Annotated in this window: 15 protein-coding genes; all 15 read left to right on the top strand. The window is 68.7% G+C overall.

Annotated features, from left to right (window positions below; translation table 11 throughout):
• The first annotated feature begins 5 nt into the window (after window positions 1–5).
• The 15 genes from VGV06_09810 (at window position 6) to murA (ending at window position 16,037) form a co-directional block, all read left to right on the top strand.
• Window positions 6–1,142: an extracellular solute-binding protein gene (locus VGV06_09810; GenBank protein ID HEV2055451.1), complete on the top strand. Its 1,137-nt coding sequence runs from the start codon at window positions 6–8 to the stop codon at window positions 1,140–1,142.
• A gap of 3 nt (window positions 1,143–1,145) precedes the next feature.
• Complete coding sequence (locus VGV06_09805) at window positions 1,146–2,225, top strand: ABC transporter ATP-binding protein (protein HEV2055450.1); 1,080 nt, start codon at window positions 1,146–1,148, stop codon at window positions 2,223–2,225.
• On the top strand, window positions 2,218–3,900 hold the full coding sequence (locus tag VGV06_09800; GenBank protein HEV2055449.1) for an iron ABC transporter permease: 1,683 nt from the start codon (window positions 2,218–2,220) through the stop codon (window positions 3,898–3,900). Before VGV06_09805 ends, VGV06_09800 begins: the two co-directional genes overlap by 8 nt.
• Window positions 3,901–4,082: 182 nt before the next feature.
• Complete coding sequence (locus VGV06_09795) at window positions 4,083–4,313, top strand: AtpZ/AtpI family protein (protein HEV2055448.1); 231 nt, start codon at window positions 4,083–4,085, stop codon at window positions 4,311–4,313.
• On the top strand, window positions 4,303–4,671 hold the full coding sequence (locus tag VGV06_09790) for an ATP synthase subunit I (protein HEV2055447.1): 369 nt from the start codon (window positions 4,303–4,305) through the stop codon (window positions 4,669–4,671). Before VGV06_09795 ends, VGV06_09790 begins: the two co-directional genes overlap by 11 nt.
• 8 nt (window positions 4,672–4,679) lie before the next feature.
• A complete protein-coding gene (gene atpB / locus VGV06_09785) occupies window positions 4,680–5,438 on the top strand; it encodes a F0F1 ATP synthase subunit A (protein ID HEV2055446.1) in 759 nt (252 codons plus the stop codon).
• A 29-nt stretch (window positions 5,439–5,467) separates the two neighbouring features.
• The gene (locus VGV06_09780; GenBank protein HEV2055445.1) at window positions 5,468–5,794 is read left to right on the top strand and encodes an ATP synthase F0 subunit C; all 327 of its coding nucleotides are present in this window, start codon (window positions 5,468–5,470) and stop codon (window positions 5,792–5,794) included.
• Window positions 5,795–5,876: 82 nt separating this feature from the next.
• Window positions 5,877–6,530 (top strand): redox-sensing transcriptional repressor Rex, encoded by a 654-nt coding sequence (locus VGV06_09775; GenBank protein HEV2055444.1) that lies wholly within the window; start codon window positions 5,877–5,879, stop codon window positions 6,528–6,530.
• Between the two features lie 67 nt (window positions 6,531–6,597).
• Complete coding sequence (gene mfd, locus VGV06_09770; GenBank protein HEV2055443.1) at window positions 6,598–9,831, top strand: transcription-repair coupling factor; 3,234 nt, start codon at window positions 6,598–6,600, stop codon at window positions 9,829–9,831.
• Window positions 9,828–10,910 (top strand): peptidylprolyl isomerase, encoded by a 1,083-nt coding sequence (locus VGV06_09765; protein ID HEV2055442.1) that lies wholly within the window; start codon window positions 9,828–9,830, stop codon window positions 10,908–10,910. The genes mfd and VGV06_09765 overlap by 4 nt, the downstream gene beginning before the upstream one ends.
• A gap of 203 nt (window positions 10,911–11,113) precedes the next feature.
• Window positions 11,114–12,367 (top strand): transcription termination factor Rho, encoded by a 1,254-nt coding sequence (gene rho / locus VGV06_09760; GenBank protein HEV2055441.1) that lies wholly within the window; start codon window positions 11,114–11,116, stop codon window positions 12,365–12,367.
• A gap of 109 nt (window positions 12,368–12,476) precedes the next feature.
• The gene (rpmE, locus tag VGV06_09755) at window positions 12,477–12,692 is read left to right on the top strand and encodes a 50S ribosomal protein L31 (protein HEV2055440.1); all 216 of its coding nucleotides are present in this window, start codon (window positions 12,477–12,479) and stop codon (window positions 12,690–12,692) included.
• Window positions 12,693–12,805: 113 nt separating this feature from the next.
• Window positions 12,806–13,873, top strand: coding sequence for a peptide chain release factor 1 (gene prfA / locus VGV06_09750; GenBank protein ID HEV2055439.1), 1,068 nt, complete (start codon window positions 12,806–12,808; stop codon window positions 13,871–13,873).
• Complete coding sequence (gene prmC / locus VGV06_09745; GenBank protein HEV2055438.1) at window positions 13,870–14,781, top strand: peptide chain release factor N(5)-glutamine methyltransferase; 912 nt, start codon at window positions 13,870–13,872, stop codon at window positions 14,779–14,781. The genes prfA and prmC overlap by 4 nt, the downstream gene beginning before the upstream one ends.
• Window positions 14,781–16,037 carry a UDP-N-acetylglucosamine 1-carboxyvinyltransferase gene (murA, locus tag VGV06_09740; GenBank protein HEV2055437.1) on the top strand — a complete coding sequence of 419 codons (1,257 nt, stop codon included), beginning with the start codon at window positions 14,781–14,783 and terminating at the stop codon, window positions 16,035–16,037. The genes prmC and murA overlap by 1 nt, the downstream gene beginning before the upstream one ends.
• Window positions 16,038–16,108 lie beyond the last annotated feature (71 nt).

Genomic DNA, 16,108 nt, shown 5'->3' with positions numbered 1-16,108 from the left:
CGTTTATGGTTCGATTCATTGCAGCCTTGGCGGCGCTGGCCGCGCTGGTGGCCCTTGCCGGCTTCGCGGGACAGAGCTACGCGCAGGGCCCGGCCCCGATAGAGGGCGAGCTCAACCTCATCACCCCTGTGTCAAAGTTCATCCACGACGCGGCGCTCAAGGCCTTCGCCGACTACGCGAAGGAGAAGTGGAACGTCACGGTCAAGGTCAGCGCCATCCCTGCCGGTACGCCGTTGGCCTACGGGCGCATCACGGAGTGGAAGGGCAAGCCGGAGGTGGACATCTTCTGGGGCGGCGAGTCGGCGCTCTTCGAGAAGCTCGCGGACCAGAAGCTCCTCCAGAAGGTCGAGATCTCCAAGGCGGCGTGGGAGTCCATCCCTGCCTCCATCGGCAAGCCCAAGCCCATCCCGCTCAAGGACAAGGACGGCTACTGGGTCGGCACCGCGCTCGAGCCGTACGGGCTCGTGTACAACCCCAAGCGCATCCAGCGCCTGGGAGCGCCGGAGCCGAAGGAGTGGGACGACCTGCTGAACCCGAAGCTCAAGGGCGAGGTCGCCCAGTGCGCGCCGACGCGCTCGTCCTCGTCGAACGCGACGTACGAGGTGATGCTCTCGCTCTACGGCGAGGACAAGGGCTGGGAGTGGCTGGCGCGCCTGGCCGCCAACACGGGACACTTCACGGCGCGCAGCCGTGACGTGCCGACCGTCGTCGCCAAGGGCGAGTTCGCCGCGGGCTTCGCGGTGCCCTCCTACATGGCTTTCGAGGAGAAGCTGGCGGGCTTCGACATCAAGTTCGTCGCGCCCAAGTACGCCTTCGTGACACCCGAGCCGATGGCCATCCTGGCCGGCGCGCGCAACCCGAAAGCGGCGCGGGCCTTCATCGAGTTCCTCCTGACCGAGCGAGGCCAGAAGGTCTTCATGGAGCGCGGGCTCTTCCCGATCACGCCCAAGTTCAAGGTCCAGGGCGCGCCCGGCTCGACGGCGGAGCTGGCCGTGGAGTTCACGGGTGGAGTCCGCTCGTACTTCGACCGCGAGGTCGCCAACGTCTACGATGAGGCCGTCGCCGCCAAGCGTTCCGACGCGCTCAAGGTGCGCTTCCGCAGTGACATCGAGGCCAAATGGGAGGACCTGAAGAAGAAGTAGGCCGTGAACATCACGATCCGTGAGGTCGTCAAGCGGTTCGGCGCCGTCACCGCGGTGGACCGGGCCGATCTCACCGTGCGTGACGGCGAGCTGTTCACGCTCCTGGGCCCATCGGGCTGCGGCAAGACCTCGCTGCTGAGGCTCCTGGCGGGCTTCTACCAGCCGGACGCGGGCGAGATCCGCTTCGGTGACCGCGTGGTGAGCGGGCTCCCGCCGTACGAGCGGAACATCGGCATGGTGTTCCAGAACTACGCCCTCTGGCCCCACATGACGGTCGCGGCCAACGTCGCCTACGGGCTCAAGCTGCGGAAGCTTGGGAAGGCCGAGGTAGCGGCGCGCCTGGCCGAAGGGCTGCGCAAGGTCAACCTCACGGGCTTCGAGTCGCGCTATCCGGGGCAGCTCTCGGGCGGTCAGCAGCAGCGCGTGGCCCTGGCCCGGGCGCTCGTGCTCAACCCGGACATCCTCCTGCTCGACGAACCGCTCTCGAACCTCGACGCGAAGATCCGCGTCCAGGTGCGCGCCGAGATCCGCAAGCTCCAGCAGGAGCTTGGCATCACGACCATCTACGTCACCCACGACCAGGAGGAGGCGCTCTCGCTCTCCGACCGCGTGGCGGTGATGAAGGACGGCCGGGTGCTCCAGGTCGGCGCGCCGAAGGAGCTCTACGAGCGGCCGCGTACGCGCTTCGTCGCGGACTTCGTCGGCACCAACAACCTGGTGCCCGGGCGGGTCAGCGAGCGCGCCGGCGGCGAGCTGGTCGTGGACACCGCGCTCGGCCGGCTCCGCGCCGTCCCGAGCGGCCCCGTCGGCGACCGGTGCGTGCTGGCCATCCGACCCGAGAACATCGCCGTCGGCGCGGCCGCGGCGAACGGCGGCAACGTGGTGCGCGGCCGCGTGAGCTTCGTCGCTTACCTCGGCAACGCCCTCCGGTATGACATCGAGGCCCAAGGCGGCCAGGTCCTCAAGGCCGACATCCGCGACCCGTGGCACCACGAGCCGCTGCCGATCGGTCGAGAGGTCGTTGTCGGCTTTCCCGCCTCCGTCACGCTGGCCGTCGCCCCCGATGCTCCCGAAGATGTCTAGGCCCCGCGCGAAGGGAGCGCTCGGCCCAACACTCGGGATCGGGCTCATCTGGCTGTTCCTCGCGCTGTTCCTCGTCTACCCGCTGGCGCGCATCTTCTACGACGCGGTCACCGACGAGGCGGGACGGCTGACCCTCGCCAACTTCGCCGGCTTCTTCACCGACAGCTTCTACCTGCGCGCGCTCTGGAAGTCGCTCGTCCTCGGTGTCGCGACCGTCGCGGCGTCTTCCGTGATCGGGATCGCGGTTGCCTTCCTCCTGGTGCGCTTCGACTTCCGGGGCCGGGGGCTCTTCAGCTACCTGACCCTGATCCCCATCATTTCGCCGCCGCTCGTGGGGACGCTCGGCTTCACGTTCATCCTTGGGCGGGCGGGCTCGGTCAACGTGCTGCTGATGGACCTCTTCGACATGCTCAAGCCCATCAACTTCCTGTACGGCATCCACGGCGTGGTGCTGGTGGAGACCCTCCACCTCTTCCCGATGATCACGCTCAACGTGGTGGACGCCCTCGGCAAGATCGACCCCGCGCTCGAGGAGGCGGCCGAGAGCGTCGGGGCCCGCGGCTGGACGAAGTTCCGGACGATCACCCTGCCGCTGACCACGCCGGGCTACGTCGCGGGCGCGCTCCTGGTCTTCATCTGGACGTTTTCCGATTTTGCGACGCCGCTCATCCTGGGGGTCCAGGATCTCCTCGCGCCCCAAGCCTATCTCAACATCGTCCAGTTCGTGGACCGGCGGATCTTCCGGATGGGCATCGTCATCTCCGCGCTGATGGTGCTCTTAGCCGTCGCTTTTCTCTTGGTAGCTCGCCGCTGGGTCGGGCTCAAGGACTACTCGTCCCTGTCTTACTCAACCATTGCGCGCCGCCGCCTTTCCCCGCCGCGCCAGGCCGCGGCCGTCGCCTTCCTCTCGGTCCTCATGCTGCTGTCCTTCATCCCGTACGTCGGCGTCGCGCTCGCGTCCTTCAGCCGGGGGTGGTCGCTGACGCCGCTGCCGCTGTCCTATACGCTCCAGCATTACGAGCGCGTCATCGTCGAGACCCCGAAGTACATCGTCAACAGCTTCCTCTACTCGGGGCTCGCGGTGGTGCTCTGCATCGCCGTCGGCGTGCCCATCGCCTGGATCCTCGGCCGCTCGACGATGCCGGGGCGCGGGGCGCTCGACTCGCTGAACACCTTGATCCTGGCGGTGCCGGGCACGGCGATCGGCATCGCCTACATCCGCGCCTTCCACTTCGACCTGCCGGGCTTCGACCGTGGTCTGACCTCCTACTGGATCGTCATGCCGCTGGTGCTGGCGGTGCGGCGCCTGCCGTACACGGTACGCGGCGCCTACTCCTCGCTGCAGCTTGTCCACCGCTCGATGGAGGAGGCGGCCGCGAGCGTGGGCGCCTCGGGCCTGCGCGCTTTTCGCGACGTGACGCTGCCGCTCATCTGGAAGGGCGTCGTCGTGGGCAGCCTCTTCTCCTTCATGACCTCGCTCCAGGAGGCCTCGGCCGTGCTCTTTCTGGCCCTCGGCGGCTGGGAGATGATCACCAACGGCATTTTCGCCTTCTACATCGCGGGCTCGTCGAGCGAGGCGGCCGCGCTCGGCGTCATCCTGATCGCCGTCGCCGCCCTGAGCGTGGTCATCATCAACCGTCTCGCGGCAGGGCGCATGGGCGGGGTCTTTGGCTAGTGCCAGGACGAAGCGGGGCTGGAACAGGCCGGCAAAATTCCTGCGTTTGTGACTGACTGACGGGAGATCAAGCCTATGTTCGGCAGCAATTCAAGCACGTTAGGCCCCTTGTCTTCCCGAAATCGCTGTGATAGTGTTTCCATTCACATGACGTACCCATTGGCTTGCTGAGGGCGCCCGCGATGGCAGCAAAGTCGTCGCCCTGGGGGTCGCTCGGCATGCTGGCATCGGTGGGTATCACCCTAGTGGTGGCCACGGCCGGCGCGATGATCGGCGGCTACTTTGTGGACCGCTGGCTCAACAGCAGTCCGTGGTTCACGCTGATCGGGCTGGGCGTGGGCATCGTCGCGGGATTCCGCAATCTATTTCGATCAATCAAGCGGGCAGAGCAAAGGGAGCGCGATGGGTCTTGAGCTGGTCGCACGCGTGAGCCGGGTATCGCTGGCGCTCCTGGTGCCAGTGCTGCTGGCCAGCGCGTGGATCGGCGGCGCATCGAGCGCGCTCGGCACCCTGGCCGGCGGACTGCTTTCGCTGGGCAGCCTTCACTGGCTCTCGCGTGGCGTCCGCAACGCCGGCGCCTTCCTCGCCGGCGGCCGGTCCCACCCGCTGTGGGTGATGGCTCTGGCCCTGCGCTATGCGGTCCTCTTCGGGGTCGTGGCCTTGCTGCTGTGGAGCGGCGCTGCCCACCCGATGGGGCTCGTGGCCGGGCTGTCGGTCCTGCCTCCCGTCCTGATCATCCTCGGGCTCCGCGCCGCCCGCGCCACTGTGTAGAGGATCCAGTGGGAGCCATTGAGCATCCGCCGATCGTCAGCCTCGCCCCTTTGGGTATCCCCGACCATGTCTTTTACGCGTGGGTGGCCATGGGCATCCTGGTCCTTCTGTCCCTGGCCGCCACGCGGAATCTCCAGATGGCGCCGAGGGGACTCCAGAACTTCATGGAAGTCGTCCTCGAGCAATTCCTGGCTATGCTCGACGAGGTGATCGGCCACGACGGGCGCCGCTTCCTACCCCTGATCGCGACGCTGGGACTATTCATCCTCACCTCCAACCTGCTCGGTCTCGTCCCAGGACTAATCGCGCCGACGGGCAACATGTACACCACCATCCCCTGCGCGGTGATCGTGTTCTGCTACTACCACTATGTAGGGATCCGGAAGCAGGGGCTGTTCGCCTACATCAAGCACTTCGGTGGGCCGGTACCGTGGCTCGCACCGCTCATGTTCCCCATCGAGGTGGTGAGCCACCTGGCGCGGATGCTATCGCTGTCGCTCCGGCTCTTCGCCAACATGTTCGCCGGCCACATCCTGCTCGGAGTCCTCTTCCTCCTCACGGGCTTTGACTGGTTGTTCGGCTGGGTGCTGACGGGAAAGGTGGCCGGGCTCGTGCTAGGCACCCCGCTTGTGGCTCTTATGGTCGCGTTCACGACCGGGTTCATGCTGCCGCTCAAGATCCTGGTGGCGTTCCTGCAAGCGTTCATTTTCTGCATTCTGTCCATGGTCTACATCGCCCTGGCCCTTGAGGAAGCCGAGCACCATTAGCCGTTCACCACTGCCAAGGAGGACAAGTCGTGCGACGTTCACTGATACTGACGTTGATGACGTGGTCGCTGCTTTCGATCCCGAGCCTGGCTTTCGCCGCCGAGGGCGGGAGCGGCAGCTGGGTGGGGCCCTTCGCGGTGCTGGCCGCCGGCCTGGGCATGGGCATCGCCTCGGGTCTTTGCGGCGTCGGTCAGGGCCTGGCCGCGGCTTCGGCCGCGGAAGCCGTGGCGCGACAGCCCGGCGCTGCCGCCCGCATCCAGACCGTCATGATCATCGGTCTGGCGCTCATCGAGTCGCTGGCCCTGTACGTGTTCGTCATCGCCGCGATCCTGCTTTTCGTCCAGCCGATAAAGTAGACGGCGGCGGGCGTCCCGCGATCGCCCGGGGCGCCCCGCGCCGCGCTCTCGAGCGAGGCGGGCGGAGACGGCCGGGAACGGAATGACTCGACGATCCCAGTTCAAGATTCCCCGGATCCCGGAGATGACGGTTCGCCGTCTGTCCGTCTACACCCGGTGTCTCCAGCAGCTGGAGGAAGACGGGATCAAGACCATCTCCTCCCAGGAGCTGGCCGAGCGCTTCAATCTCAACTCCGCCCAAGTACGGAAGGACCTGGCCTACTTCGGCGAGTTCGGCGTTCGGGGCATCGGCTACTACATTTCGGGCCTCAAGGCCGAACTGCAGAAGATCCTCGGGCTGGACCGCGAATGGCAGGTGGCGCTCGTCGGCTTCGGCAACCTCGGCTCCGCGCTCTTCCACTACAAGGGCTTCGCGCGCCAGGGCTTCCGGATCGCGGCCATCTTCGACGACGACCCAGGCAAGCTCGGGCAGGCGGCCGACGGCGTGCCCATCCTGCCACTCCGCGATCTGCCCCGGGAGGCCAAGGCCCGCAAGCTCCAGCTCGCGATCGTGGCCGTGCCTGCCGAGTCGGCGCAGCCCGTGACGGAGGCGCTCGTGTCGGCAGGCATCAAGGCGATCCTCAATTTCGCCCCCGGCCGGATCCGCGCGCCGAAGGACGTCCGCTTCAAGAGCGTGGACCTCTCCATTGAGCTCGAAACCCTGAGCTTCTATCTGGCGCGGGGCCCGAGGGCCTGACGTCCGACCCAAGCCGCTCCCGCTGCATCGTGGTAGCGTAGATCCCTGTGTCACGCAGCAAGCGTTCATGAACGTCACGGCTTCGGAGTCGATCCTGTCCCGGTGGGCCGCGCTTGGAGAGCTCGGGGCGGCCCTCGCCCGGGGAGTTCCTTGTCTCCAGGCCGACGGGCTCTGGGGCTCCGCCCGCGCCCTCGTGGCCGCCGCTCTCGTGAGCCAGACGGGACGGCCCGCGCTGCTGCTGGCACCCGGAATGCCGGAGCGGCACCGGATGGCCGAGGACGCCCGCTTCTTCCTGGACAGCCTCGAGGGCGCGGGCGCTGCGCCCGTGCTGGAGTTCCCGCCCGCCGAGCCCGCCTCGTGGCGCGGCCGGCATCGGGACCACGCGGCCGAGCGCGCGCGGGCCTGCCACTATATGGCGCGCGGGCGCCCCGTCGTCGTGGTCGCGACGCCCTCCGCGCTCGCCGCCCCGCTGCTCCCGCCCGGTGAGTTCCGCGCGCGCACCTTCTCCCTGGAGGTCGGCGGCACGATCGAGCGCGACGTGCTCCTCGGCCGGCTCGAGGCCGCGGGATACGAGCGCGTGGACACCGTGGTCGAGGTCGGGCAGTGGAGCTTGAGGGGCGGCATCGTGGACGTGTTCTCGCCGGCGCGCGAGCGGCCGGTGCGGGCCGAGTTCGTGGGCGACGAGGTCGAGTCGTTGCGTCTCTTCGACCCCACGACCCAGCGCTCGGTGGAGTCGCTCCGCGAGATCGTCGTCCTGCCGCTCGGGGCCGATCCGGGCTCCGCCGTCCTGCTCTCGGCCTGGCTTCCGAGTGACGCGCTGGTGATTCTCGACGACCCGGCGCTCCTCGAAGCGCCCCCTGAGGACGCGCCCTCGGCCGTGCCGCTCGCGGAGGCGCTGTCCGGGTTCCAGCGGCTCGAGCTGCCGCTGCTCCAGCGCGGAGCCGGGAGCGCGCCGCGCGTCGCCATGGGCGCGCGCTCGGTGGGCGGCTTCCAGGGCCGCTTCAAGGAGCTGGCCGGCGAGATCCGAGGCTGGCGGGCCGAGGGCTTCGCCGTGCGCCTCGTCGTGGACGACGAGCAGCAGGCCGTCCGTCTCCGGGGCATCCTGGCCGAGCACGACCTCGAGCCCTGGCCCGGCGCATCCCTCTGGAGCGGCGAGGGGCTCGGTGTCATCGCCGGCGATTGCGCCGCCGGCTTCCAGCTGCCGGCGCTGGGTTTCGTCCTTCTCGCCGAGGAAGACATCTTCGGCGCGCGGCGCCGCCGGCTCCGCCGCCCGGTCTTCCAGCGGGGCCAGGCCATCGCGGCCTTCACCGACCTCAACCCCAACGACCTCGTGGTCCACGAGTCCCACGGCGTCGGCCGCTACCACGGGCTTCAGACCATGGCCGTGGACGGCCGCGAAGCTGACTTCCTCCTCCTCGAGTACGCCGAGGGCGGCCGGCTCTACCTGCCCGTCGAGCGGCTCGACCTCATTTCCAAGTACATGGGCGCGCCCTCGGGCGCGGCTCGGCTCGACCGCATGGGCGGCGGCGCCTGGCAGCGCATCAAGGAGTCGGTGCGCGCGGCCGTTCGCCAGATGGCCGAGCAGCTCCTCCGGCTCTACGCTGCCCGCTCAGTCGCCGAGCGGGCGCCCTTTTCCCCCGACACGCCCTGGCAGCGCGAGTTCGAGGCCGCCTTCCGTTTCGAGGAGACGCCCGACCAGCTGCGCGCCATCGAGGACGTCAAGGCCGACCTCGAGCGCCCGCGGCCCATGGACCGGCTCGTGGCGGGTGACGTAGGTTACGGCAAGACCGAAGTCGCGCTGCGCGCGGCCTTCAAGGCGGTGGCCGACGGCCGTCAGGTGGCTGTCCTCGTGCCGACCACCGTGCTCGCCCAGCAGCACTTCCACACCTTCAGCGACCGCTTCGGCGCGTTCCCGGCTCGCGTGGAGGTTCTCTCGCGCTTCCGCAGCCCGAAAGAGCAGAAGGCGGTCGTCGAGGGCCTGCGGACAGGCGCCGTGGACGTCGTCATCGGCACGCACCGGCTGCTCTCCAAGGACGTGCAGTTTCGCAACTTGGGTCTCCTCGTGGTGGACGAGGAGCACCGCTTCGGCGTCACCCACAAGGAGCGCGTCAAGCAGCTGCGCGCCTCGGTGGACGCGCTGACGCTCACGGCCACGCCGATCCCGCGCACGCTGTACATGTCGCTGGCGGGCGTGCGAGACCTCTCGGTGATCGAGACGCCGCCGCTCGACCGGCTGCCGGTTGAGACCGTGGTCACCGGCTTCAGCCGTGCGGTGATCAAGGAGGCGATCGAGCGGGAGCTCGGCCGCGGCGGCCAGGTCTTCTTCGTCCACAACCGCGTCCAGTCGCTGCCGTCCATGACCGCATTCGTGCAGGCGCTCTGCCCCGAGGCGCGGGTGGTCATGGGTCACGGACAGATGGGCGAGCGGGAGCTCGAGTCGGTGATGATCAAGTTCGTCGACGGGCAGGCCGACATCCTGGTCTCGACGGCCATCGTTGAGTCGGGGCTCGACATCCCGGCGTCGAACACCATCATCATCAACCGCGCCGACCGCTTCGGCCTGGCCCAGCTCTACCAGCTGCGCGGCCGCGTCGGACGGGAGCGCCAGCAGGCCTACGCGTACCTCTTGGTGCCCGCCGACGGCCGTCTCGACCTGACGGCGCAGCGGCGCCTGCGCGTCATCGAGGACATGACGGAGCTCGGTGCCGGCTTCCGGCTCGCCATGCGGGACCTGGAGATCCGCGGGTCCGGCAACCTCCTGGGCGCGGAACAGCACGGCCACATCGCGGCCGTGGGGTTCGATCTTTACACCAAGCTCCTGGCCGAGGCCGTGAGAGAATTGAAGGGCGAACCGGCCGGGACCACGGTGGATCCGGTCATCACGGTGGGCGTCGAGGCGCTCCTACCTGACGCCTACGTCCCCGAGGTCAATCAGCGGCTCGCGATCTACCAGCGGTTGACGGACCTGGACGGGGACGGGGCGATCGTGGAGATGCGGGCCGAGCTCGCGGACCGCTTCGGCCCGCCGCCGCCGCCGGTGGAGGCGCTGCTCGACGTGGTGGGGCTTCGGGCGCTGGCCCGGCGACTTCACGCCGAGCGCGTCGAGGTCGGTGGGGGCCGGGTGCTCGTGACCTTCGCCCCGTCGACGCCCGTAACGCCCGAGCGGATCCTGGCCGTCATCGGCCGGACCGGCGGCGGAGTGCGCATGCGGAAGGAGTTCATGTTGGAGGCAGCGGTCCCTGCGGGTCCCTGGCCCGCGGTGCGCGACACGCTCCGGGCCCTCTTGGAGTCTCTCGCGTGAGCGGCGCGGCGCGCCTCATCCTGGCTGCCGCCGCGCTCTTGGCTCTGTCCGGCTGCTCCACCCCCTCGTGGGTGCCGCTCGTGGGCAAGGCCAAGGCGCCCGAACCCCCGCCGCCCCCGCCGCCTCCCCACGAGGTCCGCGCTCCGATCCTCTCGCGGCCCGCGCCGCTCTCGGACGGCGAATTGGTCGTGGACCGCGTCATCTGCGTCGTCAACAGCGACGCCGTCACGCTGTACGAGCTGGAGGAGGCGGAGGCCTATGCCGTCTACGAGACCAAGCAGGCGCCGTCGACGCCCGAGGAGCGCGCGGGGCTTCGCGAGAAGACGCTGGCCAGCATCATCGAGAAGCGCCTCCAGCTCCAGCAGGCCGAGCGCGAGAAGATCGTCGTGGACGACGCGGAGATGAAGGAGCAGCTCGACGAGATTCAGAAGCGGCTGGGCGCCAAGAACGAGGTCGAATTCGAACAGATGGTCAAGGCCCAGGGACTGAGCCTGGACGGAGTCAAGAAGCGGCTTCGGGAGCAGCTGCTGGTGGAGCGCATCAAGCGCCGCAAGGTCAACCTCCGCATCTCGGTGACTGAGGAGGATATCGACCAGTACCTCAACGCCAACCGCGAAAAGCTCGAGACGGGCCTGTCTTTCGAGGCGCGGCACATCCTTTTCGTGCCGCCCGCGGGGGCGGGGGAGGACGGCTGGCAGCCGGCGAGGCGGCGCGCGGAGGACGTCTTCACGCGCGTCATGGGCGGGGAGGAGTTCGGCGAGCTGGCGCGGGAGTTCTCCGACGATACCGCGACCGCCAAGAATGGCGGCCGGCTCGGTGTGCTCAAGCGGGGAGAGCTGGCTCCCGACATCGAGAAGGCCATCCTGCGGCTCTCTCCCGGGGAGCACTCGTCACCGTTCCGCTCGGCGGTCGGCTACCACCTGTTCGAGCTCGAGTCCAAGGAGACGCTGGCGGGCGAGCAGCTGACCCAGGCGCGCAACCAGATCCGCGATATCCTCTACAAGCAGAAGTACGACGTTCGCCTGAACGAGTGGCTGGTCGAGATCCGAGGCAAGGCCATTATCGAGACGCGCCTCTGACAGCCTGAGGCCCCCGAGAATTCGTTTGACATCTCCCGCGGGGCTGTGGGAGATTGATCGAAGTAGTCGATTTCAACACCCCGTACACATTCAACCCCCCGGAGATCGCCATCTCGCAGCGTAGTCCCAGGCGGCCCTCGCCGCAGAAGTCCGACGCCACCGATGAGGCCTCGTCCGAGTCCGGTGGGGCAGGAGGTAACAGGATGAACCTGTCCGAGTTGAAGGATAAGACCATCACCGAGTTGAACGGGGTCGCCAAGGACCTGGGTGTCCAGGGCTTCAGCGGCCTCCGGAAGCAGGAGCTGATCTTCAAGATCCTGCAGGGCCAGGCGGAGCGAGACGGGCTCATCTTCGCCGAGGGTGTTCTCGAGGTTCTCCCCGACGGATTCGGCTTCCTCCGCGCGCCGGACTACAACTACCTGCCGGGACCGGACGACATCTACGTTTCGCCGTCGCAGATCCGCCGCTTCGACCTGCGCACGGGCGACACGATCTCCGGCCAGGTGCGGCCGCCGAAGGACACCGAGCGCTACTTCGCGCTGCTGAAGGTCGAGGCGATCAACTTCGAGACGCCCGAGCAGTCGCGCGACAAGACCATCTTCGACAACCTCACGCCGCTCTACCCGATGGAGCGGCTCAGGCTCGAGCACGAATCGGAGAACCTGACGACGCGGGTCATGGACCTGCTCTGCCCGATCGGCAAGGGGCAGCGCGGCTTGATCGTCGCTGCCCCCCGCACCGGCAAGACGGTGATGCTGCAGAACCTCGCCAACGCCATCGCCAAGAACCACCCCGAGGTGTACCTCATCGTGCTGCTGATCGACGAGCGGCCCGAAGAGGTGACCGATATGCAGCGTTCGGTCAAGGGTGAGGTCATCTCCTCGACCTTCGACGAGCCGCCGCAGCGGCACGTGCAGGTGGCCGACATGGTCATCGAGAAGGCCAAGCGTCTGGTCGAACACAAGAGAGATGTCGTCATTCTCCTGGACTCCATCACGCGTTTCGCGCGCGCCCACAACGCGGTCATCCCGTCCTCGGGCAAGGTGCTCTCCGGCGGCCTCGACGCCAACGCGCTGCAGCGGCCGCGGCGCTTCTTCGCCGCCGCGCGGAACATCGAGGAGGGCGGCTCGCTGACCATCATGGCGACGGCCCTCGTCGACACGGGCTCGCGGATGGACGACGTGATCTTCGAGGAGTTCAAGGGCACCGGCAACATGGAGGTGCACCTGGACCGGCGCCTCATGGACAAGCGGGTCTTCCCGACCATCAACATCGAACAGACCGGCACCCGGAAGGAAGAGCTGCTCCTTGAGAAGGACGAGCTCCAGAAGGTGTGGCTCTTGCGCAAAGCCCTGAGCCAGTTGAACCCGGTCGAGGCCATGGAGCTGCTCCTCGACAAGCTCAAGCTGACCAAGACGAACAAGGACTTCCTGAGCGCGATGAGCCAGATGGGGTAGGTCCCCCGCCCCAGGGGGGTCTATCGGGTGGAAGTATCGGATTTCTTGCGTTTTGTCGCCTTCGCTGTTATCCTCTGAGCTTCATTCGCATTTATACAGGAGGTGGGCCGTGAAGGCTGGTATTCATCCCGAATACGTCGACACCACGATTACCTGTAACTGCGGGGAGGTCATCCACACCCGCTCCACCCAGCCGCAGATGCGGGTGGAGGTGTGCTCCAAGTGCCACCCGTTCTTTACCGGCAAGCACAAATTCCTGGATACAGCCGGCCGCGTCGAGCGCTTCCAGCGGAAGTACAAGAGGAAGCCGATCGCGGAGGGGTAGGGCACAGGCCGGCCGCGCGCCGCGCCACGCAATCAGTGTCCCGAAGCGTTTCCTGTCCCCGTCCCCCCGCGCGGCGGCGTCACTGTCTGCCCAGCTCCCGATGAGGGCGCTCCATGTTTGACAAGCTCCGCCAGATCGAGGAGCGGTACCGCGAGTTGACCCGCTCGATGGCCGACCCCGCCGTCATCGGCCAGCCGGCCGACTACGCCAAAACCGCCAAGGCCGCCTCGGAGCTTTCCGAGGTCGTCCAGAAGTTCGAGGAGTTCAAGCAGCTCCTGGGACGTCTCGAGGAGGCCCGTCACATGGCCGCCGAGGACGCCGACCGCGACATGCGCGAGATGGCGCAGGCCGAGGTGGACGAGCTCGCCGCCCGCCAGGGCAAGCTCGAGGACGAGTTGCGCGCGCTGATCCTTCCGAAGGATCCCAACGACGACAAGAACGTCTTCGTGGAGATCCGCGCCGGCGCCGGCGGGGACGAGGCGGGGCTCTTCGCCGCCGACCTCGCGCGGATGTACACGAAGTACTCGGAGCGCCAGAAGTGGAAGGTCGAGGTGATGGACAGCCACCCGACCGGCGTGGGCGGCTTCAAGGAGATCGTGCTGTCTATCCAGGGCCGGGGCGCCTGGAGCCGGCTCAAGTTCGAGCGCGGCGTGCACCGCGTCCAGCGGGTGCCGCAGACCGAGTCGAGCGGTCGCATCCACACCTCCACGGTGACGGTGGCCGTCCTGCCCGAGGCCGAAGACGTGGACATCCGGGTCGAGGAGAAGGACATCCGGGTGGACGTATACCGGTCGTCGGGACCCGGCGGGCAGGGCGTCAACACGACCGACTCCGCCGTGCGGCTGACCCACATCCCGACGGGGCTCGTCGTCACCTGCCAGGACGAGCGCTCCCAGATCAAGAACCGCGCGAAGGCGCTCCGGGTGCTCAAGGCGCGGCTGCTCGAGCGCGCGCAGGACGAGCAGGCCGCCGCCATCGCCGCCGACCGCCGCAGCCAGGTCGGCACGGGCGAGCGCAGCGAGCGGATCCGCACGTACAACTTCCCCCAGGGCCGCATCTCGGACCACCGCATCAACCTCACGATCCATCGCTTGCCGGCCGTCCTCGAGGGCGACCTCGACGAGATCCTGGACGCGCTGAGCGCCGAAGATCAGCGGCGGAAGCTCGGAGCCGCGTCGTGACGATCACCGCGGCATCGCTCCTCGCAGAGGGTACCCGGCGACTGGCGCTCGCCGGGCTCGACTGCGCCCGCCAGGACGCCCTGCGCCTCATGGCCCAAGCGCTCGGGACCGACCGACTGACGGTCTACGTCGAGCCGCGCCGTTCCGTCGACGCGCGCGCGGCCGCCAGCTTCAGGGCCCTCCTGGACCGCCGCGCCGCCCACGAGCCCGTCCAGCACATCCTGGGCTTCGAGGAGTTCCGCGGTCTCAGGATCGCGGTGACGCCCGACGTCCTGATCCCGCGTCCCGAAACCGAGGGCCTTGTGGAGCGCGCGCTCGAGCTTCTCGCCGAGAGGCCTGGGGCGCTCGTGGCCGACATCGGCACGGGCAGCGGGGCCATCGCCTGCGCGCTCGCGGCCGCCCGCCCCGATCTCGAGGTGCTCGCCGTGGACCAGTCGCTGGGCGCGCTGACCGTGGCTTCAGACAACGTGCGCGCGCTCGGGCTGGCGTCGCGCGTGAGACTCCTCGCCGGGGATCTCTTTGGCCCCCTGGCTTCGCTCGCCGGCAGCCTCGATATGGTCGTCGCCAACCCTCCGTATTGCCCTAGCGGCGTCATCCCGACGCTGCCCACGGAGGTCGAGCGATTCGAGCCGCGGCTGGCGCTCGACGGCGGGCCCGACGGCATGCGCGTGCTGCGGCGGATCATCACCGAGGCGCCGCGCTTCCTCCGCCCGGGCGCGTGGCTCCTGATGGAGATCGGCGAGGAGCAGGCCGGGTCGCTGGCCTCGCTGATGGCCGCCGAGGGCTTCTCGCGTATCGGCGCGCGTCGCGACCTGCGCGAGATCGAGCGTTACATCGAGGGCCGGTGGGCCGAGGGCACGGCGTCGGCGCCGCCCACGGCTGCGGCGGCCCAGAGGATAGACTGCTGATGCCGGCCCGTCTGGTCATCGAAGGCGGCACCCCGCTGCGGGGCGAGGTCCAGGTCAGCGCCGCCAAGAATGCGGCCCTGCCTGCCATGGCCGCGAGCCTGCTGACGGCCCAGCCGGTGATGCTCGAGAACGTCCCGGCCTTGGCCGACGTGGTGACCATGCGCAAGCTCCTCGAGAGACTGGGCGCCGAGACGTCCGTGGGGCCCGGCGGCGCCACGCGGCTCCAGGTAAAGTGCGTGGCGAGCCACGAGGCGCCGTACGAGCTCGTGTCCACCATGCGCGCTTCGGTGGTCGTGCTGGGGCCGCTCCTGGCGCGCACCGGGGTGGCGCGCGTCGCGCTGCCCGGCGGCTGCGCCATCGGCGTGCGCCCCATCGACCAGCACCTGAAGGGCCTGGCCAGACTCGGCGCCGACATCGTCATCGAGCGCGGGTACATCGAAGCCCGGGCGAGCCGGCTTAAAGGCGCGCGGATCACGGCCGACCTCGTCACGGTCACCGGCACCGAAAACCTCATGATGGCTGCCGCGCTCGCCGAGGGCGTGACCGTGCTGGAGAACGCCGCGCGCGAGCCCGAGGTGGCCGACCTGGCCCGGCTGCTGATCGCCATGGGCGCGCGCATCGAGGGCGCGGGCACCGAGCGCATCGAGATCGAGGGCGTCGCCGAGCTCGGTGGAGCCCGGCACCGCATCATTCCCGACAGGATCGAGGCGGGCACCCTGCTCGTCGCCGGGGCGATCAGCGGCGGAGACGTGACGGTCACCGGCGCGGCGCCGCGCCACATGACGGCCACCCTGGCGAAGCTCGAAGAGTGCGGCGCGGCCTTGACCGTCGACGGCGACAGGATCCGTTGCGTCGGGTCGGCGCGCCCGAGGGCGGCCGACATCATCACGAGCCCGTTCCCGGGCTTTCCGACCGACATGCAGGCCCAGATGATGACGCTCCTTGGGCTGGCCGACGGGCTCAGCAAGATCACGGAGACCATCTTCGAGAACCGGTTCATGCACGTGGCCGAGCTCTGCCGCATGGGGGCGCTGATCGAGACGGAGGGGTCCATCGCGGTCGTGCGCGGCGTCGGCGCCTACCAGGGCGCGCCCGTCATGGCGACCGATCTGCGCGCCTCGGCCTCGCTCGTGGTGGCCGGGCTCGCGGCGCGCGGCACCACCGAGGTCTCGCGCGTCTACCACCTGGATCGCGGCTACGAGGCTCTCGAGAAAAAGCTCCAGGCGCTCGGCGCCCGCATCCGGAGGGTCAGCTAGTGCGGTTCGAGCCGAGACACGGCCCGCTGTTCGAGCTGAGGGGCGGCCTCTGGCCGTCGCGAGGCGAGGCC

This window comes from Candidatus Methylomirabilota bacterium, assembly GCA_035936835.1.
GTDB lineage: Bacteria > Methylomirabilota > Methylomirabilia > Rokubacteriales > CSP1-6 > AR37.
Note: the sequence above shows the minus strand (reverse complement) of the source record. Positions and strands in the feature narration are given on the sequence as shown.